Here is a 23,546-nt window from a genome sequence, read left to right as displayed (position 1 = left end):
GTTTTTACATGGCGAATAAGTTAAATTTCGATGATATGAAATTTAAAACCTACATGAATTTTACTTTTAATGAGCGATTCTACTTCAGTTTTCAAGTAGAATTTAAAATTTTAGCGTGAAAATGTAATTTTAGAATTTTAAAATTTTTTGAAATTTCAATATTAGCTTTAATAGATTTTAGGGGCATGCGCCCCTAAAAATTTTGAAAGGATTTACGAGGATTATTTGCTTAGCATTGAGCTTAGCATCCATAGGCGTTTCTCATAATCGCCATAGTGATCCTGCGCGATGTTTGAAGTAGTATCGTCGCCCTCCGCTTCGGCTACCTCTTGAAGCTTTTTAAACTCTTCTACCAAATACTCGTAGGCTTTTTTGACGTTCTCAAGTACTTCGGTTACGCCGTAGCTGTCTTTTACGCTAATCGGAGCGTCTTTTGAAAGCTCAATTAGATCCTTAGCCTTAGTTACGGCCTTGCCACCTATTTGAAGCGCGCGCTCAGCCATATCGTCGAAAAGCTCGCCCATCTCGTCGTATGCTTTCTCGGTGTAAGCGTGAACCTGTGCGAATTGTAAGCCCTTAACATTCCAGTGATAATCGTGGAATGCAACAAAGAACGCATGAGCGTCCGCCTGAAGTTTGTTTAGTTGTTTTACTGTTTTTGACATTGTGTCTCCTTTATTTAAAATTGCTGTAATTATAGCAAGATTTGCTTAAATTATAATTATACTAAGTAATAAATTTTATCTTTTAGTGAAATTTTGAAATTAAATGGCTTTTAAATTTATCTACAATTTTTTTGAAATTTCAGCTATGCTGCATTATAATGCCGCATTATGAAAAACAAATTTATGATAACTATAACCGACCTTAACGGCTCTAGGAATTTTTTGCTTTCGCAAATCATCAAAAAGATCGCGTTATATTTGGTGCTATTTGTTTTTACCGTTTTCGTCACGGGTGCGCTATATATCAGGTATCTGGGCTCTAAAATCGATAGCCTTTCGCGAACCAAAACCGAGCTTAACGAGCTAAATCAAAAACTTCGCGACGGTATCGCGGCAAGTCAGATGGAATTTGAAGCCATCGAGGGTAAAATTTCGGATTTGGAGCATCAGTTTGGGCTTGATCCTGAGGAGGATGAGCGCGCGATCGACCGCCTATCTCACATCAAACCTACTTCCGAACAAGAGATCAAAGAGCGCGCGCAAAAGATCATCAACGAAAAATTCTCCGACGCGCTGATAAAAGAAATTTTTATGCAGATCCCAAACGGCAGGGTAATGCGCACTTATCAGCTCAGCGAGAAATTCGGCTGGCGCAACCATCCTATCTTAAAACGCAAGCAGTTTCACCCGGGCGTTGATCTACGTACGCCGCCTAAAACGCCTATCTACGCGCCTGCAGACGGTATCATCCAATACAGCGGCGCGGGTGCTACTGGCTATGGCAATCTAGTCGAGATTCGCCACAACTACGGCTTTACGACACGATATGCGCATTTGGATTCAAATTTAACTCGCAAAGTAGGCGAGTTTGTAAACAAAGGCGATCTTATCGCTTTTAGCGGCAACACCGGGCTTAGCACCGGCCCCCATCTGCATTACGAGATTAGATTTTTGCAGCTGCCACTAGATCCGCTAAATTTCATTAACTGGAACGAAAAAAATTACAAAGAAATTTTTACTAAGGAGGAAGATGTCCCATGGCAATCTTTAATAAAGGCGATGCAAACACCGCTCAAACAACAATAATCTCGTCAGGCACGCTCATCAAAGGAGAGCTGCACCTGTCGTGCATTTTGCATATTGATGGCAATGTCGAAGGCGACGTGATCTCCGATAACACCGTCGTCATCGGTAAAAATGGTACCGCGCGCGGCTCGATCAGGGCCAAACATATCGTAATCAGCGGCAAATTTTTCGGCAATATCGAAGCCGAGCTCGTCGAGCTGCTAGGCGGCGGTGTGCTCGTAGGCGACGTGCTATCGCAAAGCTTCGGCATCGAAGTGGGCGCGAAATTTAACGGAAAAAGTGCGGTAAGTGGCGGCGATCAAGCCCTAGTCATTGACGGCAGCGCAAGCGAAGACGTCAAGCTTATCGACAAAGCTCTAGGCGAATAAATCGCGCACGTTTGGAATTCTTGGAATTTAAAACGCTTTAGCTGACGGGGTTTTAGAATCCGATTGATATTGAAATTTTAGAATTTCTAGCCTTTGGAATTCTTAGAATTTTAAAGATTTTTATATTTGCGAGATCTTAGAGTGTCTTTAATCTTAAAATTTAGAATTTTAAAAAATTCCAAATTTTAAGATCCTCGCAACCAAAATTATTGAAATTTTTATATTTTAAAATTTTCAAAATTTTAAAGCTTAACTATGCTTAAAATCTCATAGTTACGTAAACCGTAAAACTCTAAATTCCAAAATTTTGCGCTTACACGGGGTTTTGAAATTTTGTTTGTAAGCCGGATTTTAAAATTCGCGCCCGACTGAATTTAAAATTTTAAAATTTCGCCGCAGAATAACGCATGAACGCAAAATTTCTGCTCGCACATACTTTAAAAGCTCGCGTAAGTTTCAAGTTTCGCAGAAGCTATGTAAGCAAGTATAAATTATCTACGTCGAATGTTTTGACTCGTTATATCTCTTTGTGCCGTCAGCTCAAAATATCCGAGTGGTGATAAATTCTGCGAGCTGAGCTAATTTAAGCCCATTATTAGATTAGTTATGTATAATGCAATTTCTTTTTGTGGACAGATGGGTGAGTGGCCGAAACCACACCCCTGCTAAGGGTGCAGCTTCTAACCGGGGCTCGAGGGTTCAAATCCCTCTCTGTCCGCCACTATTTTAGAATTTAAATCAATAAAATTTCACTTCCGTGATTCAATCGATTTTAGCCGTCTAGGATACTGCCTAAAAGCAGCACCGGCATCATTAGCGGCATTACGATGAGTCCTTGTATATCGGTATCCATTTTCGCATCGCGCTCGCTTTTGATCCCGCTATCGACCGCTATACGCGCGGGATACTCGATCGGCACGCTTAGGCGGTGCGATCTGCGCAGCTCGTCGTGATCTTTTAAGCGCTTAAAATATTTGCCTTTGATCAGATAAGAGTAGCGAAACGTAGAACTATACGCGGGCTCCAGCTGCTCTGGGTCGTCCATCAGCTTAGCCTGCACGGATAGCGGTAGATCGTATTTTACAAGCTCGATTTCATGCTGGATATACGCAGCATCGCTACCCTCGTTATATCTGTCGATCGTGAGCATGCTTACGTTGCGCCTTATCGCGTCTTTATTCAGCGACGCCAGACTTGCGACCTTGGCGCGCACGGCGCTAAGATTCGCATCAAATACATAATCGTAAATCTCACCACTCATACGCAGCTGACCGCCGGACGCCGCGCTCATAGCGATGATATGCTCGCGCCCTTGCATGTAGCCCGGCAAATTCTTACTCGCGCATCCGCTAAAAACTCCACAGCATAGTGCCAAAACCACGCCGCAAATCCAAAATTTCATAAACTTCCTTCGTAAAATTTAAAGACGGATTGTATTAAATTTTGCCTTAATGAGAGTGGAATTTTATGACGTGGCAAAATGGGATTCTGCGCGAAATTTCGCGACGGCGACGCGTAGAATTTCGCGCGGACTTTTATGAAATTCCGATGAGATTTCACAAGAACTGAAGCCGGAATGCGCGGAAGAGGTAAAAGAAGCACAAGAGCGCTATCGAGATTTAAAATTTTAAAATCTCGAGGAAATTTCGCGAAAGGAAGCGAGCCATTTGTGCGTCAAAAATTTAACCGTCATCGCGAGCTTGCTTTTAAATTTTAAAATTTTACGACAGGCTTTAGAATTTAAAATTCCAAAGCCCTTTTTGATATGCGGCGCGCTACTTTCGATTTGCGTTAGCAAGCATCAGCTTTATGCGGTTTTCCTGATTTACTGCGCTTGCGCCCGGGTCGTAGTCGATCGCGGCGATGTTTGCTTGCGGGTAGTTCTGTTTGATCTTTCGGATCATTCCGCGCGCGATGATGTGGTTTGGCAGGCAGCCAAAGGGCTGCGCGCACACGACGTTTTGTATGCCGTGACGCATAAACTCGACCATCTCCGCCGTCAGCAGCCAGCCCTCGCCCATCTTCACGCCATGACCGATGTAGCCATCGGCGGCGGCACGAACCTCGCTAAATGGGCTCGGCGCGCGAAATCCGAAGCGCTTCATCTGCTTAATCATCATGCGCTGGAAAAATTCCACTACTTTAGCGACCGCAAGCGAGCCGTAATACGCCGCGCCGCCCTTACCGTAGAGCTGCTTGTCGTAGACCGCATCGTAGATGCAGGTAAGCACGAAGTCCATCAGCCCCGTATTTACGGGCTCGGCGTTTTCGCGAATGAGGTAGGCGTTTAAGCCGTTGTTGCCGATGGGCGAGTATTTGAGATAAATTTCGCCCACGATGCCTACTTTTACTCGCGGCTTATCGTCGCGCTCGATTTTAGCGAACTGCGAGAGGATAAATTTGAAATTTTTCTTGAGATTGAAAAACGATCTTTGATCGGTCAAATTTTTGATCCGCTCGGCGCAGAGTTCGTAAATTTCATTCGTTTGATTTTTGATCTTTTCGTAGGGCTTGCACTGATTATACAGCCCCATCATCAAATCGCCGTAAAATATCGCGGCGAAGAGCTTTAGAAGCGATTTTTTGCCGAGGCTAAATTCATTCTCATCTAGCGAGCCGAAATTTAACGAAATCGCGGGGACGTAGCTAAAACCGCTGTCCTCAAGCGCTTTGCGAAGCAAATTTATGTAGTTGCTCGCTCTGCAACCGCCGCCCGTTTGGCTGATGAGAAGCGCTACTTTGTGCGTATCGAACTCGCCGCTTTTTAGCGCGTCGATAAACTGCCCGATGACGAGCAACGCGGGGTAGCACATATCGTTATGCACGCTACGAAGCCCCTCCTCGACGATATTTTGACGATTTTCGCCGAGCAAGACGCTCTTATAGCCCTCATCGCGCAGCACCCCCTGCATAAAGCGAAAGTGCGGATCGATCATCGTAGGGATTAAGATCGTGTGGGTCGCTTTCATATCTTTCGTAAATTTAGCAAACATTAGCGCGCATCCTTTCTTGCTTCTTGTTGCGCGCCTTGCCTTTCGCGCTCTATCATAGTCGCTTTTAGGCTACGCAGACGGATATTAACCGCACCTAGGTTCGTAACCTCGTCGATTTTAAGTTGAGTGTAAATTTTACCGTTTTGGCGCAGTATGTCGCGCACCTCGTCGCCCGTGATCGCATCGATCCCACAGCCGAAGCTGACTAACTGCACCAGCTGCATGCGCGGATATTTGCAAACTAGCTGCGCCGCGCTATAAAGCCTGGCGTGATAGGTCCATTGATTTAGCGATTTCGTGCGCACCTGCGTCAAAGGCAGCGAATCCTCGCTAAGAACTACAAATCCTAAGGAATTTAGATAGCGATCGATGCCGTGGTTGATCGTCTTGTCGATATGATACGGACGGCCCGCAAGCACGACGGCGCTAGCACCGCTGCTTTGTACCTCTTTTAGGGTCTCCTCGCCCTTGATTAGGACGGTGTTTTTATAATTTTGCAGCTCCTTTAGCCCCTGAAATACGGCATTTTTGATCGCATCGACATTAAATTTATACCCGGCGTCCGCAAGCTCGCTTTGCATCGTCTTTGCAAACGAATCCTGCATATTCAGATCCACGTGCGGATAGAGGAATTTTTTCTCCTCCAGCGCCCCTACGTTTGAGCGGATCAGCTCCGGATAATATGCGACTACGGGGCAGTTGTAGCAGTTCTCGCTGATATTTTCATCCAGGCTGTAGCTCATGCATGGATAAAAGATAAAATCCACATCCTTGTTTAAAAGATCATAGATGTGGCCGTGCACGCTTTTAGCCGGGTAGCAGACGGTATCGCTCGGGATGCTCTGGCTTGCCAAAAACAGCGTCTCTTTTCGCGGCTTTTGCGACAGCACGAGGCTCATGCCTAAATTTTCAAAAAATGCGCTCCAAAACGGGATCATCTCAAACATATTCAAAACAAACGGAATTCCAACCCGCGGCGCATCCTGCTTCGGTGGCTTGCGATATTTTCGCAAAAGCTCGTTTTTAAACTCAAATAAATTCGTAATGTCGTGGCGGATCTCCTTGCCTGCGCCGCGCTCGCACTTATTTCCCGAGACGAATTTAGTATCGCCGAAGTAGCTGATCGTAAGCGGGCATTTGTTCGTACAGAGCTTGCAGACGCTAAATTCGCTACGATGAGTGAAATTTTCAAGTTCTGCACGACTGATCATATCGGTACGCTCGTTTGCGTTATTTTTGGCAAAAAGCGCCGCGCCATAAGCCCCCATAAGCTCGCTTATGTCTAGACGGATCACGTCCTTGCCGAGCTCTTTTTCAAAAGCGCGCAGCACGGCGTTGTTTAAAAATGTCCCGCCCTGCACTACGATGTTTTGACCCAAATCGTCGGCATTTCGCACGCGGATAACCTTGTAAATCGCGTTTTTAATAACGCTGATGGCAAGACCCGCGCTGATGTCCTCGATCGTAGCGCCGTCCTTTTGAGCCTGCTTGACCGAAGAGTTCATAAAGACCGTGCAGCGGCTACCAAGCTTGGCGGGATGGGTCGCAAAAAGGGCTAAGCTTGCAAAATCTTTAATGTCGTAGCCTAAAGAATTTGAAAAGGTCTGTAAAAATGAGCCGCAGCCCGAGCTACACGCTTCATTTAGCACGATAGAATCAATATTGCCATCTTTAATAGAGAAACACTTGATGTCCTGCCCGCCGATGTCGATGATGAAATCGACCTTTGGATTGAAGTGGCGCGCGGCGCTATAATGCGCGATCGTCTCGACGATACCGTAATCGAAGCGAAAGGCGGTCTTAATGAGATCCTCGCCATATCCGGTAACGCCGCTGCCCTTGATCTTGATGCGACCCTCACAAAGATCGTATAACTCCTTAAGTCGCGGCAACAGGATGTCGACCGGATCGCCTTTATTGGAGGAGTAAAATTTATACAGCAGCTCGTAGTTTGCGCCCATAAGCACAACTTTGATCGTAGTGCTGCCGCAATCCACGCCCAAATACGCATCTCCGCTGTAGGTGTGGATATCCATCTTAGGCACGCTTGCGCGGGCATGGCGAGCGGTGAACTCGTCAAATTCCGCTCTGTCTTTGAAAAGCGGCGGCTCGGCTTCCAGCGCGGTTCTGTCGGGCTCCTTTTTTAAAAGTGCGATCGTTTCCTCTAAATTTAGAGTCTCGCCCGTATCCTTTGCGTACAGCGCGCTGCCGTAAGCCACGAAATAAGGCGCGATGTCGGGGAAGGTCGCGGTTTCGTCGGTGAGTTTTAGCACCTCTTTAAAGCGCGCCTGAAGGCCTTTTAGGAAAAATAGCGGGCCGCCCAAAAACAGGATATTTCCCTTAACCTCGCGCCCCTGAGCAAGCCCCGAGATCGTCTGCTCGACGACAGCGGCGTATATACTGGCGCTAATGTCTTCCTTGCGTACGCCTTGATTTAACAGCGGCTGGATATCACTTTTGGCGAACACGCCGCAGCGTGAGGCGATCGGGTAAATTTTATTAGCTGCAAAGCTTAGACGGTCAAGCTCCGTAATATCCAGATGCAAAAGATTGGTCATCTGGTCGATAAATGCGCCGGTACCGCCCGCACACGAGCCGTTCATACGCTCTTCAAGTCCGCCCGTGAGAAATAAAATTTTAGCGTCCTCCCCACCGAGTTCGATGACGACGTCAGTCTTCGGAAACATTCGTTTGACGCCGAGCGAGGTAGCAAAAACCTCTTGGACGAACGGAATTTTGCAATTTTTGGCGATGCCCATGCCCGCCGAACCCGCTATGGCGACGCTGAATTGCTCGCCTGCATAGGTTTTTTGGATTTGCAAAATTTTATCCAGCACCAGCTCCTTGGGCTTTGCCAAATGCCGCTCGTAGCTCTTGCTTAAAATTTCATATTTTTCGTTTAAAACTACCGTTTTAACAGTGGTTGATCCTACGTCAATGCCTAAAAAAATCACATCTTGCTCTTTACTGAATAAATTTTACTCGGCCGAATTCTCGAATTTAGCGCGAGTTTTCTAAATTAAAATTTGCATTTTATAGTAATATTTTTAAACGCAAATAAAATCAGGATATATTTTATCTTTTTCTATAGAAAAAGGCGATTTTTAGGTAATTCAAAATTAAAAATTTTAATGGAAAAGTTGTAAAATTTTAGATTTAATGCGAGTAGATTTTGCGCGAAATTTTTTAAAATCTCGCGCATTATAAAAGGAGCTACTTTTTTGAATTAGGAAGCGTAAATTTAAAAAGCTATTTTCTAAGTTCTTTGATTTTAGCCGCTTTACCGCGTCTGTCGCGTAGGTAAAATAGCTTCGCGCGGCGAACGCGTCCTTTTCTTAGAACTTCGATGTTTTCGATACTCTCGCTGTAGATCGGGAAAATTCTCTCTACGCCGACGCTATTTGCACCGATCTTACGAATGATGAAGGTCTCGCTTACGCCGTTTCCGCGGCGCGCAATGCAGGTGCCTTCAAAATTTTGAATTCTGCTCTTATCGCCCTCTTTGATCCTGATGGCTACCTTTAAGGTGTCGCCGGCACGGAAATCAGGCACACTTTTGCTTGTGATCTGAGCGTCCTCAAACGCTTGGATATACTTGTTTTTCATAAATTTCCTTTATTTCTGGCGATTTTTCGGTACATATCCGGGCGGAAGAACCTCGTTTTACATAGCGCCATTTGGTTTTTTAAATCGCGTATTTTAGCGTGATTACCCTTTAAAAACTCTGAAACTATAGGTAAATTTTCAAAAACATCAGGCTTTGTAAATGCGGGCGCCTCTAAAATTCCGCCTTCAAAGCTTTCTTCGACAAGGGAGCTTTCGTTGCCTAAAACGCCCTTTATGTTGCGGCTTATAGCATCACACATACAAAGCGTACCGAGCTCACCGCCGGTAAGGATGAAATCGCCGATGCAAAAAATTTCATCTACATATCTTTCGACTATGCGCTCATCGATCCCCTCGTAGCGTCCGCAGATAAAGCATAGGCTCCCCTCGCCGCTTAGACGCTTGGCATCGTTTTGGTTAAATTTTTTACCGGCGGGCGAGAGGTAGATAAACTTGGCGTTTTTAAATTTAACTCTTACGTGTTCGATCGTCCCGGAAAGCGGCTCCGTGCCGATCAAAAGCCCCGCACCGCCGCCGATCATATAATCATCTACTTTTTTATAGCGATTTGTCGTGAAATTTCGCGGGTTAAAAAAATGCGTCGAGATTATTTTCTTATCGGCCGCGCGTTTTAAAATAGAGTCCTCAAAATATGGCGCGATGAGATTTTCAAATAGAGAGATGAAGATAAAATTCATGAGTTTTCCAAAATCGCGCGCGCATTTTGTGTAAAAATTTTACGCTCGCTAAGCGAAATTTCTTTCACATAGGCGTCCACGTAGGGAATGAAAAATTCTTTCGGCAAAGCCTGCGAGATTAAGCTTTCATCCGTTTCTATCTCAAAAAGATAACCGCTTCCGATCTGCGATATGTTCTTTACGCGCCCTAAAATCGCGCCGTCTTCATAAATTTCAAGCTCGATAATATCGAAGTAAAAGAACTCGCCCTTTTGCAATTTGCAAAATTTCCGCGTGTCCTCTTTGCTTCGGTAAAGGATTTGGTTGGTTAAATTTGCCGCCGCTTCTACGCTTTCGTAATTTTTAAAAATAGCGCTAAAGTTTGCGCCGTTGAAGGATAGAATTTCTAAAATTTCGCCGTTTCGCAGATAAAATTTGGCGCCTTTTTTAAACTGAGAGGGGAAGTCGCTGCGATCAAAAATTTTAACCGCACCCTTTAGGCCGATAGTCCGACCGAGCTTCGCGACCTCTAAAAGATCATCAGGCATCTTTGGCTTTGACGGTAATTTTATAATTGATCGGATCTTTTGCTTTATAGCCGATGATGACGGTCTTTATGGCGTTTATCATTTTGCCGTCCTTGCCGATGAGTTTGCCGGTGTCGGCCTTGTCGGCATAGACGATGATCTCGGTAAAGTTTTCACCGACCCGCTTTTGCGTAGAGACGGACTGCGGATAGTCGGCGATCAACTTTGCGTATTCTTTTATAAAATTTTCTACCATTTTATTTGCTTGTGATTTGAGCGACCCTATCGCTTAACTTCGCGCCTACGCTCTTCCAGTATGCCAAACGCTCCGCGTCGAATTTGATATTATCACTCTCTTTTAGCGGGTTATAAAAGCCGATCGTCTCGATAAAGCCGCCGTCGCGTCTTTTTCTGCTATCCGTTACCACGATGCGGTAAAAAGGCTGCTTCTTTCTTCCGATTCTTGTAAGCCTAACAACTGTTGCCATTTTTTCTCCTTAAATTTTTGTAAGTTTTAGAACTTGCAGATGGCTAAAACTTAAACATCTGCAAACTCTACCGAGAGGCTATCTCGGTAAATTTTGCCTTTGAGCGATTGAGGCAAGCCCCTGCATGCCGCCCTTGCCCGAAAATTTCTTCGCAAGCTTTGAAGCGCCCGCAAACTGCTTTAAGAAGCGATTCACCTCCACCTGCGAAAGCCCCGCGCCAGCAGCAAGTCTGCGCTTACGCGAATTATTTAGCAGATCGGGGTTTTCGCGCTCTTTCGGCGTCATAGAGCTGATCATCGCTTTGATATGAAGTATCTCTTTTGAGTTTTCCAAATCGATATCTTTTATCTTATTCGCCATGCCGGAAAGTCCCGGGATCATGCCGATTAAATTTTTCATATTGCCGAGCTTTTTCACGCTTTCGAGCTGATTTACGAAATCGTTGAAATTAAACTCGCCCTTTTTGATCTTTTTGTTTAGAGCCTTCGCTTCTCTTTCGTCGAAAACGGCGCTTGTTTTCTCGGCTAACGTCGCTAAATCGCCCTCGCCCATAATGCGGCCGGTGATTCTATCGGGTATAAAGCCCTCCAGATCGGCCACCTTCTCGCCGGTTCCGATAAAGCGAAGCGGGATGCCAAGCTGCTGCGCGATACCAAGAGCTACGCCGCCTTTGGTATCTGCGTCAAATTTGCTTAAGATCACGCCCGTAAGGCCTAAAATTTCATCAAATTTAGCGGCCGTTTTAATGCCGTCTTGACCGCTCATAGCGTCCGCTACGTAAAAAATTTCATGCGGATTCAGAGCTTTTTTCATATCCGCAAGCTGTGCCATTAGCGCCTCATCGATCGCAAGACGTCCCGCCGTATCTACGAGCAGTACGTCATAAAGCCCGCTTTTAGCCTTGTTTAGCGCTTTTTCGGCAACCTTTAGCGGATCGCTCTCGCCCTCGATGAAAAATAGCTCGATTTCATTCGCCTCGCACAGCTGGCGGAGCTGCTCGACCGCGGCTAGGCGCTGCAAGTCGCACGCTGCGACTAAGACCTTTTTTTTGCGAAGTTTAAGATAGTTTGCGAGTTTTATCGTGCTTGTGGATTTTCCGCTTCCCTGAAGTCCCGTCATCAAAGCTACCGTAGGAGGCGTGCTAGCGAATACAAATCCCTGGCTACTGCCTCTAGGCGCCGTTAAAATTTTAGTCAAATTTGTCTTGATGGATTGTAAAAACGGCTTCTGCCCTATCGTACCGATACGAAGATCAGCTTCGACGAGCGCCAAAAAATCCTTTACGACTTTGTGGTGCACGTCGGCCTTTAAAAGCGCCTTTTTTAGCGTCTCCAAGGCGTTTTTTAAAGCTTTTTCGTCATCGATTGTTTTTAATTTATTGACCGCGTTTTTAAACGACTCGCTTATGATCTCAAACACTTTGATCCCTTATAAAATTTTTAAACTTGCGATGTTACCTAAAATTAACTTAAAAGCCATTGAATATCAGAGCTCTTTAGGAATTTCAAAGCCGAATTCGTTGAAGCTTTTACCTAGCGGAGCTTTAAATTTAAGCCCTAAAATTTCGGTCTCGTACGAGTGCAAAAACATCCGCTTCGCGCGGCTTTTAGCGTATTTTTCATCGCCTATTACGCCGAATCCCGCATTTGCCAGATGCACGCGGATCTGATGCGTCCTGCCCGTCTCGATCCGCACTTTTACGAGCGATTTTTTGCCGCTTACCATCAGCGGATAAACCTCGCTAAATGCGCTCTTACCGTTTGGCGAAATTTTAGAAAACGCGCCGCTTCTGGTCTTTATCGTCAAAATGGGCTCGTCAAATTTCATCTCTTCGCTCACGATCCCTTTTACGATCGCGATGTAGCTTTTCTTCACGCGCAAATTTTTAAATTCCGCAATCGCCGCATCGCGAAATTCTTCGTTCTTATACAGCAGCACGACGCCGCTGGTTTCCTTATCCAGGCGGTTTAGAAGCCCGAATTTATAGATTTTTTCCAAATTTTCGCTGCTCATAAAGGGCGGCTTATTGATCGCCAAAACGTTCTCATCCTCGTAAATGATCGCAGGTTTTGCAGGCTTCATCACGCTAAATTTAGTATTTTCGCCGAGCATCTCGCGCGCTAGAGCGATCTTTGCGCCGCGCGCGCTCACAAGCCCCGCGTCGATGAGAGCCTTGGCTTCGTTGTGCGATATATTTTCCTGCGCCGCTAACAGTTTGTAGGCTTTTTCTTGCATTAAATTCTTTCCTTGATTAAATTTTCTATCTCTTGTAGATCGCAAATTTTATCTATCCGCGTGCCCTTTAGCGGCTCTTTTAAAGCGCTTGAAATTTCATCCGCGTCGCACAGAGCGATGTTTCGTACGAGCGCATACAGCGCCTTTTGATTATAAAAAAATCGCCCGCTGATGATCGGTACGCCGAAGCTCGCCGCCTCGATCGGGCTATGTCCGCCGATATTGCGCAAAAAACTGCCGCCCAAGATCACGACGTTTGAAATTTTATAAAAGTTCGCTAGCTCGCCGAAGGCATCGAGCAAGATAAAATCGCTTTCAAGCCCTGCGCCGTCGCTAAATCGCTCAAAGCTAAGCCCATGCTCGCGCGCCCAAGCCTTGCAAATTTCACGTACCTTTTCGAAGCGCTCCGGATGCCTCGGCGCCAGGATGATTTTTAGCTTGTGCGGCGCGGCGGTCGAAGACGTCGTATTCGGTGCGGTAAAATTTAAAGACGCGCCGTTTAAAGGCGCCGTATTCGGCACGGCGAACCAAGCGTCGCTTGAAGGCACTGCGCCCGAAGAAGCTGCGTTTAAATTTACCGGCTCGGTCGAGCCCTGCTCGTCGCGAAGCTCAGCCCCAGGCAAGCTTCTATCGCCATGAGAGCCCGTTGCGCGCGGGTATTTTTCGGGCATATTTTGCGAACTGCGAAATTTTATAAAATCGTTTAAATTCGATAAAACAAGCTCCTCTTCGCCCTCGTGAGTGTTTGAGATCGTAAGCACGAAGCTATTTGCGGACGCGGCGGAATAGTCCTTCGTCGCAACGGCGATATTCGCGCTTTTCACGTTACCGGCGACCTTTATATTTTTTGCGCCGAGCTCCCGCAGCCGCGCCGCATCAAGCTCGCTTTGCGCAAGCACCAGATCGATATTTTCAAACACTTTGCGATAATAAAGCTTAAAGCGCAGATAGCTCGCGTACGAGCGATCGCTTATGCGCGCGTTTAGCAGGATCACGTAGCTTCCGCGCGATTTAGCGGAACGGATCAAATTTAGCCACAGCTCCGCTTCGAAAATCACCAGCACGCGGCTGCCTGCAAGCCAAAATGGAAGCCAGTTTTCAAACGGCAGGTAGCGAGAGTTCGGCGTGAGCGCACGCGCCGCGTCAAAGCCCGTCTGCGTGGTCGTGCTAAGCGCGACGCTCTCAAATTTAGAAATTAGCGGCGCAAGAGCGTTTACCTCGCCCAAACTGCAAGCGTGAAAGTGCACCGCAGCGGGGCTAAATTTAGGGTTTTTGTATAGAAAAAATCGCGCCTTCAGGCTCGTGCGGTATTTTTTTTTAAAGCTTAGGATAAAAATAAAAGGCGCAGCTACAAGCCACGCCAAAAACGCCAAGGCGGTGTAGATCACTCGGCTTCTTTATATAAAATTCTGCCGCAATACGGGCAGGTTACGATGTCGTCGCTTTTGATGACCGCGGAATAGGTCTTGTCGCTTATGCGCATAAAGCAGCCATAGCAGGCCTGTTTGCGCACCGGCGAGACCGCCGTGTTGCCCGCCCATTTGCGGATCTTTTCATAGAATGAGACGGTTTTTGGGTTCATCGCCTGCATTAGTTTATCGCGCTTGGCGTAGATCGCGCCGCGAGCGACTTCGACCTCGCCCATCTCGGCGCTTACCTGCTCCTGCAGGCTTTTTAGCTCGGCTTCAAACGCCTCTTGCTTTTCGCTCTGCTCTTTTACGAGCGCTTCCTTTGTGGCTACGATTTTTTCTAGTCTTTCGATCTCCTCGTTTGTGGCTTCGAGCTGCTCTTTTGCGATGTCCTCTTCGACACTAAGAGCCTTGATCTCCTTTTCGGTTTTTGCCGCGCCGCTTTTTTTGCCCGTGCTTTTTAGCTTGGACGAAAATGCGCTAAGCTGCGCGTTTGCTTGTAAAATTTGAGATTTTAGCTCGGCGATCTCCGCATTTAGAGTTTCGATCTGTTCTTTTGCGCCGTTTATTTCAGTGCTTTTTTTACTCAGCTTCTCCTGCGCGGCCTCGATTTTAGGCTTAAATCCGTCCAGCTGCTTATCGAATTCGCAAAGCTCTACCAATTGGCTTAAATATTTGTTCATCTTTTTCCTTTAATAATACGTAAATGGATTTTTTTGCTCGCTTATTATAACTTCAATTTCGCTTTTTTGCAAGAAAGGTGCGAGTGCGCGCCCAAAATAGCGCTCACTTTCAAAATGATTTATATCAATCAAACTCACGCCGTTTTCTAAATTTTGAAGCGCCGCGTGATATTTTATGTCGCCCGTAATGAAGCAATCCACGCCTAAGCTTTGATTTAGTTCGCTTCCGCTGCCGGTGCAAAGCGCGATATTTTGGATGAAATCTTTCGTCTTCACGGCGCGCAGATGCTCGATGCCAAGCTTGCGCTTTATCTGTGCGCACAGCTGCTCAAAGCTCAAATCCGCGCGCATGAAAACCAAAAATTCCCGCTCATCCGTAATTTCAAATTTTAAAATTTCGCGCGCTACGAATCCGTTTAAAACGTGCTTGTCAAAATTCGTATGCATCGCGATGAGAGAGATGTTTTTGCGGATCATCTCATAGATCAAATTTGCAGGATATAGCCGCGGATCGAGCGATTTTAGCGGGCTGAAAATCAGCGGGTGGTGCACCACGAAAAGCGAGCCCGCCTCAGCCTCGCGCACCAGCTCGCTAGTAACGTCGAGGCTTAGATAGATTTTTGAAATTTCATCATCCAAGTTTCCGAGCATTAGCCCGCTATTATCCCACGCCTCCGCGTCGCAAAAAGGCGCGGCGGCGTTTAAAATTTCATAAATTTCGCCCGTTTTCATAAATCCTACTTTGCGCTTTCATCCGCTTTGTCTGCGGTGTTTTGCTTGCCGTGGGCGTTTTTTAAATTTGTGCCTGCCGAGTTTGCGGGCGCCGAGACACCCTCTTTAACGCCGCATTTCTCGCTCTTTCCCCTCTCATTTGCCGCGCCGCCGTCTTTACCGCTTTTTTTATCACTGCACGTTGCGGCGTCCAGCTCGGCGACATATTTTTGCGGATCTGCATAGCAAAGCGCGCAGTTTTTGGCAAGATCGCGGATCTTTAAAATATAATCCTGCCTCTGCGTGACCGAGATTGCTCCGCGCGCGTCAAGGACGTTGAACGTGTGTGCCGCAAGCATGCAGTAATCATACGCGGGAAGCGCCAGGCCGTGCTTTAGGATACTTTTGCACTCGCCGAAGCAGTTTTCAAACTGATTAAAAAGCATTGCGGTGTCCGCGAGCTCGAAGTTGTATTTGCTAAACTCAAACTCGCCCCTTTTATGCACATCGCCGTAGGTTACGAGCCCCGCCTTGTCGTCCCAGACGATGTCGTAAACGTCGTCTTTGTTTTGCAGATACATCGCCAAGCGCTCAAGCCCGTAGGTGATCTCGCCGCTTATGAGCTCACACGTGATGCCGCCTACTTGCTGAAAATAGGTAAACTGCGTCACCTCCATGCCGTCCAGCCAAACCTCCCAGCCAAGCCCCCAGGCTCCTAGCGTCGGGCTCTCCCAGTTGTCTTCTACGAAGCGGATATCGTGGCTTTTAAGATCTAGCCCGAGCTTTTCCAAACTTTTTAGATAGAGCTCTTGGATATTATCCGGGCTCGGTTTTAAGATCACCTGAAACTGATAATACGCGCCGAGGCGGTTTGGGTTTTCGCCGTAGCGCCCGTCTGTGGGGCGACGCGAGGGTGCTACGTATGCCGCGCGCCAAGGTTTGCTTCCTAGGCTGCGCAAAAAGGTAGCCTGATGATAGGTGCCTGCGCCCGCGGGCATATCGTAGGGCTGAACGAGCAAGCAGCCCTGCTCGTGCCAGTAGTTTTGAAGCGTCAAAATAATCTGTGAAAACGTCATTTTTATCCTTTTATCGATATGTAAATTTCAATTTTATCTTCCGAGTGCTTTTCAAAGTCTATTTTAAAGGCTCTTTGAAGCTTCGAACTTTCAAAAAATTTCCAAATTTCAGCCCAGTATTCGCCAGTTCTCGTAGGCTCGTTCGCAAAATCAAAAACCGCGTAATCGCCCGCTTCGATATGTAATTTTTCGCAGGTTTCATCGCGCTCATTTTTGCAGCACTGCTTCGCGGATTTGCAAGCTTCGTCGTGGCTTTCTTTATGGTGCTGTTCTTTCGAGCAAGTACCTATTAGCACGGAGTATTCGCCCTGCGCGCCGTTTTCATAGTCGTAATACGCAGCATAAATTTCGTTTTTCTCGGCGCTGCTTCTACTAGCGTTAAATTTTAAAAACTCGCCCCACAAATTTGCGATCACCCCTCGCCCGCTCATCTCATCTGCGTTGTTCGTGCGAGTCTTTGGCTCACAAATTTCAAAGCCTTCGCGCAATTTTAAAATTTTCATAGATTAATCTTCAAGCAGCACTTCGATCTGCTCGGAGTCCTTTTTTAGCGCCTCCGCTTTTGCGGCGCGATCCGCCTTTAGCTTCGAGCTTAGCACCTCGTCGCTTAGAGCTAAAATTTGTACCGCCAGATACGCCGCGTTTTTTGCGCCCGCCTTGCCGATCGCAAGCGTCGCGACGGGGATGCCCGCAGGCATCTGCACGGTCGAATACAGCGCATCTACGCCGCCAAGCGCGCTGCCGCCGAGCGGGACGCCCAGCACCGGCTTGGTCGTATTCGCAGCGACCGCTCCAGCAAGATGCGCCGCCATGCCCGCCGCACAGATAAAAACCTGCGCACCCTTTTTCTCGGCGTCCGTGACGTATTTAGCCGTGCGGGCGGGGCTTCGGTGTGCCGAAGATACGATCATCTCGTACGGTGCGCCGAATTCGTTTAAAATTTTAGCCGCCTCGTAAACGACCTCGTAATCGCTCTTTGAGCCCATTATTATAGAAACAAATTTCATTCCATCTCCTTTCTTAAAAAGCAAAACTCCGCGAGCTTCGCAGGCAGCTTAATCTCATTTAGATTGCCGCTGTGAATCTCGCTAAATTCCTTACCGCTGCGGCTTTGCAACCTCTTAAATTTCAAATATGGCTTGCCGTCAAGCTCGTAAATTTCGCCGATTTCATTATCGCAAGCGCAAATTTTAAGGCCGCGCGGAGCAAAAATTTCATACGAAACGCCTGGCAAAATTTTATCTTTGACGCTTATAAACTCGCCGTCCTGCGAGATCGCGCAGACCTGATGCGTGCCAAGCTCGATGCTGCGGTCTAAATTTTGCGTATCCTCTCGCTCGTACGGGCGCTTTATCAAATATCCGTCGCTAAAGCCGCGGTTTTTAAGCGTCGCGATCTCGCGCTCGTAAACGCCGGCCTCAAATTTATCGCCCGCGGCATCGTCGATCGCCGCGCGGTAGGCATTTGTAGCGCACGCGACGTAGTATTCGCTCTTAGTGCGCCCTTCGATTTTGAAGCTGTCGATCGCGCCCGTTTGCATGATCTTTTGCACGTGCGAAATGAGGCTAAGATCCTTCGCGTTCATTACGAAAGTGCCCTCCCCTTCGCGCTCTTGCAAGCGGAAAAGCGCGCTGGTTTCGGGATTTTTCGCGTAAAGCTCGTAGTTAAATCTACAGTCGTTCGCGCAGCTTCCGCGGTTGCTGAAGCGTCCGCTTTGCACCGCGCTAACAAGACAGCGCCCGCTGTATGCGAAACACATCGAGCCGTGCACGAAAATTTCGATCTGCAGGTTTGGAATTTTTTCTTTAATCTCTACGGCGTCTTTGAGCGTCATCTCCCGCGCCGCGACGATGCGAACGGCGCCCAGCTCCGCCCAAACCTGCGCGTCGAGATAATTTAGCACGTTAGCTTGGGTAGAGACGTGAATCGGGATTTCTGGAGCTACGGCTCGCGCGAGGCTCGCGACGCCCAAAGTGGCGATTAAAACTCCATCCACGCGCAGATCGCGAAGAAATTCCAAATGCCTTTTGATGTTTTCAAGCTGGCCGTTGGTCGCAAAGCCGTTTACGGTCGCATAAAGCTTCTTGCCGCGTTCGTGCGCGTACGCGACGCCTTTTGCAAAGCTTTCCTTACTAAATTCCTTCGCGCTTCGCTGGCGCAGCGAAAATGAGCCCGTGCTTGCATACACGGCGTCCGCGCCGTAAGCCAGGGCGATTTTTAGTTTCGTTAAATTCCCAGCAGGAGCTAAGAGTTCGGGTTTTTTCAAATACATTCCTAGTGATTTTTTAAGCGCGATTTTACTACAATTTAGCCAAAATTTTATTTAAGGAGCAGTTGATGCGAGCCGATCTACACAACCACACCTATCTTTGCAACCACGCTAACGGCGAGCCGCGGCAGTATTTGGAAGCGGCGATCGCACGAGGCATAGAAATTTTCGGCTTTGCGGATCACGCGCCGATGAACTTCGATCAAAAATACCGAATGAGTTTCGAGCAGATGGAGCTTTACGAGCGGATGATTAGGGATCTGCGAGATGAGTTTAGCGGGCGGATCGACGTGCGGCTGGGATACGAGGTCGATTTTATGACGAAAAAAGAGCTAATGGATGAGCGGATTTTCGCGCGCGAGGTAGATTATCTCATCGGTTCGGTGCATTTTTTAAACAACTGGGGCTTTGATAACGAGGAATTTTTAGATCAGTGGAGCGGGCGCGAAATAGACGACGTTTATCGCGAATACTTTGCGCTGATCTGCGCGCTGTGCAAAAGCGGCAAATTTGACATTTTAGGGCATATGGATCTGATTAAAATTTTTAAATTTACTCCAAAAAAAGATATCAGAGTTTTAGCAGGCGGCGCGATAAATGCGATCAAAAAAAGCGGCATCGTCGTGGAGCTAAACTCCGCGGGGCTTCGCAAGCCCGCAAATGAAATTTATCCGAGCGACGCGCTTTTAGAGGTGCTTGCGGATGCAGACGTGCCGATCACGCTTGGCTCGGATGCGCACTCGGTTGCCCAAGTAGCGCTAAATTACGATAAAATTTATGCCAAAGCGCGCGAGTTCGGCTACGAGCGGATCGCCGTTTTCAAAAACCGCGAACGGCAGTTCGTAAAGCTGGCGTAAATTTTAACGGCAGCCGCTCTCTGCTAAATTTTAAAAGGCACGGACGGCGAGAAATTTTAAAATTTCAAAAGCTTCGGCGGCGTGAAAATTTCAAATTTCAAAAACTTCGATGGCGCAAAATTTTAAAAATCGCGGCGCGCAAAACGGCGCAGATAAAGTCGAATTTCAACTAAATAATGTTAAAATCCGCCATTAAATTTAGCCCAAATACGGGCGGAAAAAAGGAAAAAATATGGGAAAATTTGTTAATGACGTGAAGGAATTTTTTAAATTTTGCGATGAAAACGAGGTCGAGTTCGTGGATTTTAGATTTACCGATCTAAAGGGTACCTGGCACCACGTCGCTTACAACTACAAGCGCCTGCCGAAGGACTTCGCCGACGGAATTCCATTTGACGCAAGCTCGGTAGCGGCATGGCAGCCAATCGATAAATCCGATATGATGCTAAAGCCCGACGTGCAAACGGCGTTTTTGGATCCGTTCACCGCGGACGTTACGATCATCGTCATCTGCGACGTTTACGATATCTACAAAAACGAGCTTTACGAAAAATGCCCGCGCTCGATCGCTAAAAAAGCCGAGCAGTTTCTACAAACCACGGGTCTTGGAGATACCTGCTATTTCGGGCCGGAGAATGAATTTTTCGTTTTCGACGATGTAAAGATCATCGACGATATGAACTGCGCGATGTTTAAGGTAGATACCGAAGAGGGGCATTGGAACAGCGGCAAAAACTACAAAGACGGCTTTAATAGCGGCCACCGCCCGGGCGTAAAGGGCGGCTACTTTCCCGTCCAGCCCGTCGATTCGATGGTCGATCTGCGCGCCGAGATGCTAAAAGTGCTAGAACAGATCGGGCTTGAGACCTTCATCTGCCACCACGAAGTAGCGCAAGGACAAGGCGAGATCGGCGTCAAATACGGCACTCTCGTCGAGGCCGCCGACAACGTGCAAAAATACAAATACGTCGTAAAGATGGTCGCGCACCTAAACGGCAAGACCGCGACCTTTATGCCAAAGCCGCTCTACGGCGATAACGGCAGCGGAATGCATGTACACCAATCAATCTGGAAAAAGGGCAAAAACACCTTTTACAAAAAGGGCAACTATGCAAATTTAAGCGACGCGGCGAGGTGGTATATCGGCGGCGTGCTAAAGCATGCGCGCAGCGTCGCGGCGTTTACGAATCCTAGTACCAACAGCTATAAGCGCCTAATCCCGGGCTTTGAGGCGCCATCCATTCTAACTTATTCTAGCCAAAACCGCTCCGCTTCGATCCGCATCCCTTACGGCAGCGGCGAGCACTCGGTGCGCGCGGAAATGCGCTTTCCTGATAGCACGGCGTGCCCGTATTTGGCGTTCGCGGCGATGCTGATGGCTGGAATCGACGGTATCAAAAACAAAACCGAGCCGGTGGGGCCGATGGATGAAAATTTATTCAAGCTGCACCTTGACGAAATCCGCGAGCGCGGCATAGAGCAGCTTCCGCACACGCTTCGCGGCAGTCTAGAGGCAGTGATCCGCGATAACGAGTATCTGCGCCCGATAATGAGCGAGCTTTTTATCGAGACCTATCAGCATTTTAAATTTGAAACTCAGGTTTGGCCTTACGAGGCGCGCCCTACGCCGTTTGAGTTTGCGACGAATTATTCGTGCTAAGACGGGCTTATTTTATGCCGCGCCGCCCGATTTTTACGAGACGGTGCGGCATAGAGCCTTGGAATTTTAAAATTTCGCCGCGCGCGAGCTTTTAAAATTCCGTCGCGCGAACTTAGATACCGCCCGTGAAGCTTCAACTCTTTTACCGCAAACGTGAAATTTTATACTTTCTGCTCATTTTGCTTGGAATTTTATCGCTAAATTTAGGTCTTAAATTTTATGAATTCAGAGAATTTCGCGCGAAAAACTACGCTTTTTACGACGCGCAAATTTTAAACGCTTACGCCAAAACGAACGAGCGCGGCCGCACCTACACGGTGCTAAAGCTCAAAACGGCGGATTTCACTCTCTACACGACTGCTGGACTCGGGCGGGAATTTCACCGCTTCGCTCGCGTAAATATCGGCATCGTAACGAAAAACGTAAAATTTTTAGATTTTTTAAAGCAGCGCTTTTACGCGCCAAATTTTAAAATTTCAGCCGAGACCGCGCCCTCCGGGGCAAAATGGCGCGCCATAGAGTTCGTCCGAGCCCAGCACGAAAATGAGATGACGGCGGATCTTTACTCCGCGCTGTATTTTGCGACCGAAATTTCAAAACCGCTGCGCGCTAGCGTGACGAACTGGGGCATAGCGCACATCATCTCGATCAGCGGCTTTCATCTGGGCATCATCTTTAGCACGGTCTTTCTGCTCGCAATGCCGATCTACCGCTATTTTCAGGATCGCTACTTTCCGTACCGCAGCGCCAAGCGCGATCTTAGCGTCTTTGTGATCGTGCTGATGAGCGGATATCTCTTCGTGCTTGATTTCACGCCGAGCTTTCTGCGCTCGCTTGTGATGTGCTGCGTGGGGTTTTACCTCGCGATGCGAAATTTCTATGTACTTAAATTTACGAACCTTTTTCTCACCATCGCGCTTCTGCTTGCGTTTTTCCCGCACCTAGCCTTTTCGATCGGATTTTATTTCTCCTGCCTCGGCGTGCTGTATATCTTCCTCTACCTGCACCATTTCGCGCCTAAATTTAAACTCTGGCAAAACGTCATACTTTTCAATCTCTACGTTTGGCTCAGCATGAACGTAGCGGTCTATTATTTCTTCCCGACCGCTTCGCTACAGCAGCTTAGCGTCATGCCGCTGGGATACGTTTTCGTGATCTTTTATCCGCTAAGCATATTTTTGCATCTATTAGGTCTTGGCGGCGCGCTCGATACGCCGCTGCTTGCGTTTTTAAACTTTGCTCTACCGAGCTTTCAGGCGCAAATTTCGCCGCTTCTTTTCGCGCTCGCAAACATCTGCGCGCTTGCTGCGATTAAGCTTCGCTACGCAGCAGTTGCGTGCGCGATAATCGGAATTTCGCCGATATTTTTTATAACGTAGCGCGCGAAAATTCCAGTGGGAATTTTATCCGTTGGAATTTTATGCTAAAATCGCGCTTCAAATCTCACAAAGGATCAAAATGTTTATTGCAAACCTCACCTACGTTAAAGAAATTAGCGAAATCGATCGCTTCATCAACGAGCACAACGCGTTTTTAGACCGATTTTATGCGGCAAATAAATTTATCTGCTCGGGGCGCAAAGTCCCTCGCACCGGCGGCATCATCTTAATCAACGCCAAAGACCGCGCGGAGCTTGATGAGATCATCGCGCAAGATCCGTTCTTTCAAAACGGCGTCGCAAAATACGAGATCATAGAATTTACGCCGACGAAATTTGCGCCCGAGTTTTGGAGGCTTTTCGGCGAATAGACGGCGCGGGTTAAATTTTAAAATTTACGCGCTTAAACACGCCTCTGAAATTTAGCCGTTTTGCGCGCGAGATAAAATTCCCGCTAAATTTAAAAGCCGGTCGCGGCGGTAAATTTAGATAAGCTTAAAACCGAAATTATGCAAAAACGGCTAAATTTAAAGGAGATCGGGTGCTGATAAAACTGCGGCTCGCAACGCCGCAAGATGCGGACGCGCTGCTTGAAATTTACGCGCCTTACGTAAAGCAAACGGCGATCAGCTTCGAATACGACATGCCCGGCGCCGCGGAATTTGCGGAGCGCATCGAGCAAACGCTGCAAAGATACCCCTATCTGCTCGCTTACGTAAGCGATGAGGCGACAGGCGCAAACGATGAGCGAGATGAAAATTTTAAAATTTCTGCGATCGCGGCGGGCGCAGGAAGTGAAATTTTGCCCGCAGGCGAGGCGCGAGATCGCACAAACGCCGCGATGAAACAAAATGGCGC

25 protein-coding genes, 1 tRNA gene and 1 pseudogene are annotated in these 23,546 nt (G+C 47.5%); 8 read left to right on the top strand and 19 right to left on the bottom strand.

The window, feature by feature from the left end; translation table 11 throughout:
* Positions 1 to 221: 221 nt before the first annotated feature.
* Complete coding sequence (locus tag Q0135_RS01615) at positions 222 to 665, bottom strand: DNA starvation/stationary phase protection protein (RefSeq protein ID WP_297987721.1); 444 nt, start codon at positions 663 to 665, stop codon at positions 222 to 224.
* 165 nt (positions 666 to 830) lie between these two features.
* Between Q0135_RS01615 and Q0135_RS01610 the strand changes: the two genes are divergently transcribed.
* From Q0135_RS01610 to Q0135_RS01600, 3 genes are all read left to right on the top strand, one after another.
* Positions 831 to 1,751: a M23 family metallopeptidase gene (locus tag Q0135_RS01610; RefSeq protein WP_366112458.1), complete on the top strand. Its 921-nt coding sequence runs from the start codon at positions 831 to 833 to the stop codon at positions 1,749 to 1,751.
* Positions 1,703 to 2,119 (top strand): polymer-forming cytoskeletal protein, encoded by a 417-nt coding sequence (locus Q0135_RS01605; RefSeq protein WP_005873147.1) that lies wholly within the window; start codon positions 1,703 to 1,705, stop codon positions 2,117 to 2,119. Before Q0135_RS01610 ends, Q0135_RS01605 begins: the two co-directional genes overlap by 49 nt.
* Positions 2,120 to 2,749: 630 nt before the next feature.
* A tRNA-Ser gene (locus Q0135_RS01600) sits at positions 2,750 to 2,840 on the top strand.
* Positions 2,841 to 2,891: 51 nt separating this feature from the next.
* Here the strand turns inward: Q0135_RS01600 and Q0135_RS01595 are convergent.
* The 18 genes and pseudogenes from Q0135_RS01595 to Q0135_RS01510 form a co-directional block, all read right to left on the bottom strand.
* Positions 2,892 to 3,521 carry a hypothetical protein gene (locus tag Q0135_RS01595; protein WP_297987720.1) on the bottom strand — a complete coding sequence of 210 codons (630 nt, stop codon included), beginning with the start codon at positions 3,519 to 3,521 and terminating at the stop codon, positions 2,892 to 2,894.
* Positions 3,522 to 3,746: 225 nt separating this feature from the next.
* Positions 3,747 to 3,917 (bottom strand): hypothetical protein, encoded by a 171-nt coding sequence (locus Q0135_RS01590; protein ID WP_297963833.1) that lies wholly within the window; start codon positions 3,915 to 3,917, stop codon positions 3,747 to 3,749.
* Positions 3,895 to 5,112, bottom strand: coding sequence for a 2-hydroxyacyl-CoA dehydratase (locus tag Q0135_RS01585; RefSeq protein WP_295098664.1), 1,218 nt, complete (start codon positions 5,110 to 5,112; stop codon positions 3,895 to 3,897). Before Q0135_RS01585 ends, Q0135_RS01590 begins: the two co-directional genes overlap by 23 nt.
* Entirely contained in the window at positions 5,112 to 8,066 is a 2,955-nt protein-coding gene (locus tag Q0135_RS01580; RefSeq protein ID WP_297987719.1) for an acyl-CoA dehydratase activase, read from the bottom strand. Before Q0135_RS01580 ends, Q0135_RS01585 begins: the two co-directional genes overlap by 1 nt.
* Before the next feature lie 295 nt (positions 8,067 to 8,361).
* Entirely contained in the window at positions 8,362 to 8,718 is a 357-nt protein-coding gene (rplS, locus tag Q0135_RS01575) for a 50S ribosomal protein L19 (RefSeq protein WP_297987718.1), read from the bottom strand.
* Complete coding sequence (trmD, locus tag Q0135_RS01570; RefSeq protein WP_297987716.1) at positions 8,715 to 9,416, bottom strand: tRNA (guanosine(37)-N1)-methyltransferase TrmD; 702 nt, start codon at positions 9,414 to 9,416, stop codon at positions 8,715 to 8,717. Before trmD ends, rplS begins: the two co-directional genes overlap by 4 nt.
* Complete coding sequence (gene rimM, locus Q0135_RS01565; RefSeq protein ID WP_297987714.1) at positions 9,413 to 9,943, bottom strand: ribosome maturation factor RimM; 531 nt, start codon at positions 9,941 to 9,943, stop codon at positions 9,413 to 9,415. The genes trmD and rimM overlap by 4 nt, the downstream gene beginning before the upstream one ends.
* Positions 9,936 to 10,178 (bottom strand): KH domain-containing protein, encoded by a 243-nt coding sequence (locus Q0135_RS01560; RefSeq protein WP_005873158.1) that lies wholly within the window; start codon positions 10,176 to 10,178, stop codon positions 9,936 to 9,938. Before Q0135_RS01560 ends, rimM begins: the two co-directional genes overlap by 8 nt.
* Before the next feature lies 1 nt (position 10,179).
* Positions 10,180 to 10,410, bottom strand: coding sequence for a 30S ribosomal protein S16 (gene rpsP, locus Q0135_RS01555; protein ID WP_297901685.1), 231 nt, complete (start codon positions 10,408 to 10,410; stop codon positions 10,180 to 10,182).
* A gap of 78 nt (positions 10,411 to 10,488) precedes the next feature.
* Positions 10,489 to 11,829, bottom strand: a complete 1,341-nt coding sequence (ffh, locus tag Q0135_RS01550; protein ID WP_297987713.1) for a signal recognition particle protein — start codon at positions 11,827 to 11,829, stop codon at positions 10,489 to 10,491.
* Positions 11,830 to 11,895: 66 nt separating this feature from the next.
* A complete protein-coding gene (locus Q0135_RS01545; RefSeq protein ID WP_297987712.1) occupies positions 11,896 to 12,645 on the bottom strand; it encodes an RNA pseudouridine synthase in 750 nt (249 codons plus the stop codon).
* A complete protein-coding gene (locus Q0135_RS01540; RefSeq protein WP_297987710.1) occupies positions 12,645 to 14,033 on the bottom strand; it encodes a 3-deoxy-D-manno-octulosonic acid transferase in 1,389 nt (462 codons plus the stop codon). Before Q0135_RS01540 ends, Q0135_RS01545 begins: the two co-directional genes overlap by 1 nt.
* Positions 14,030 to 14,737, bottom strand: a complete 708-nt coding sequence (locus Q0135_RS01535) for a zinc ribbon domain-containing protein (protein WP_297922944.1) — start codon at positions 14,735 to 14,737, stop codon at positions 14,030 to 14,032. The genes Q0135_RS01540 and Q0135_RS01535 overlap by 4 nt, the downstream gene beginning before the upstream one ends.
* Before the next feature lie 9 nt (positions 14,738 to 14,746).
* A complete protein-coding gene (locus tag Q0135_RS01530; protein WP_297987708.1) occupies positions 14,747 to 15,469 on the bottom strand; it encodes a Nif3-like dinuclear metal center hexameric protein in 723 nt (240 codons plus the stop codon).
* Positions 15,470 to 15,687: 218 nt separating this feature from the next.
* Positions 15,688 to 16,524: pseudogene (gene glyQ / locus Q0135_RS01525) on the bottom strand (glycine--tRNA ligase subunit alpha); the annotation flags it as partial.
* A gap of 2 nt (positions 16,525 to 16,526) precedes the next feature.
* Complete coding sequence (locus Q0135_RS01520; RefSeq protein ID WP_297987706.1) at positions 16,527 to 17,027, bottom strand: effector binding domain-containing protein; 501 nt, start codon at positions 17,025 to 17,027, stop codon at positions 16,527 to 16,529.
* A 3-nt stretch (positions 17,028 to 17,030) separates the two neighbouring features.
* Positions 17,031 to 17,531 (bottom strand): 5-(carboxyamino)imidazole ribonucleotide mutase, encoded by a 501-nt coding sequence (purE, locus tag Q0135_RS01515; protein ID WP_297987704.1) that lies wholly within the window; start codon positions 17,529 to 17,531, stop codon positions 17,031 to 17,033.
* Positions 17,528 to 18,790 (bottom strand): peptidase U32 family protein, encoded by a 1,263-nt coding sequence (locus Q0135_RS01510; RefSeq protein WP_297987702.1) that lies wholly within the window; start codon positions 18,788 to 18,790, stop codon positions 17,528 to 17,530. The genes purE and Q0135_RS01510 overlap by 4 nt, the downstream gene beginning before the upstream one ends.
* A gap of 71 nt (positions 18,791 to 18,861) precedes the next feature.
* Between Q0135_RS01510 and Q0135_RS01505 the strand changes: the two genes are divergently transcribed.
* The 5 genes from Q0135_RS01505 to Q0135_RS01485 form a co-directional block, all read left to right on the top strand.
* The gene (locus tag Q0135_RS01505) at positions 18,862 to 19,650 is read left to right on the top strand and encodes a histidinol-phosphatase (protein WP_297987700.1); all 789 of its coding nucleotides are present in this window, start codon (positions 18,862 to 18,864) and stop codon (positions 19,648 to 19,650) included.
* A 232-nt stretch (positions 19,651 to 19,882) separates the two neighbouring features.
* Complete coding sequence (gene glnA, locus Q0135_RS01500) at positions 19,883 to 21,310, top strand: type I glutamate--ammonia ligase (protein WP_297881244.1); 1,428 nt, start codon at positions 19,883 to 19,885, stop codon at positions 21,308 to 21,310.
* Positions 21,311 to 21,435: 125 nt separating this feature from the next.
* Positions 21,436 to 22,689, top strand: coding sequence for a ComEC/Rec2 family competence protein (locus tag Q0135_RS01495; RefSeq protein ID WP_297987698.1), 1,254 nt, complete (start codon positions 21,436 to 21,438; stop codon positions 22,687 to 22,689).
* A 79-nt stretch (positions 22,690 to 22,768) separates the two neighbouring features.
* The gene (locus tag Q0135_RS01490) at positions 22,769 to 23,059 is read left to right on the top strand and encodes a YciI family protein (RefSeq protein WP_297963806.1); all 291 of its coding nucleotides are present in this window, start codon (positions 22,769 to 22,771) and stop codon (positions 23,057 to 23,059) included.
* 170 nt (positions 23,060 to 23,229) lie between these two features.
* Positions 23,230 to 23,546: GNAT family N-acetyltransferase (locus Q0135_RS01485; RefSeq protein ID WP_297987697.1), on the top strand; the 317-nt coding region annotated here is incomplete at its 3' end.

Source organism: uncultured Campylobacter sp., assembly GCF_937981295.1.
Taxonomy (GTDB): Bacteria; Campylobacterota; Campylobacteria; order Campylobacterales; family Campylobacteraceae; genus Campylobacter_B.
This window is presented reverse-complemented; position numbering and strand designations above follow the sequence as displayed.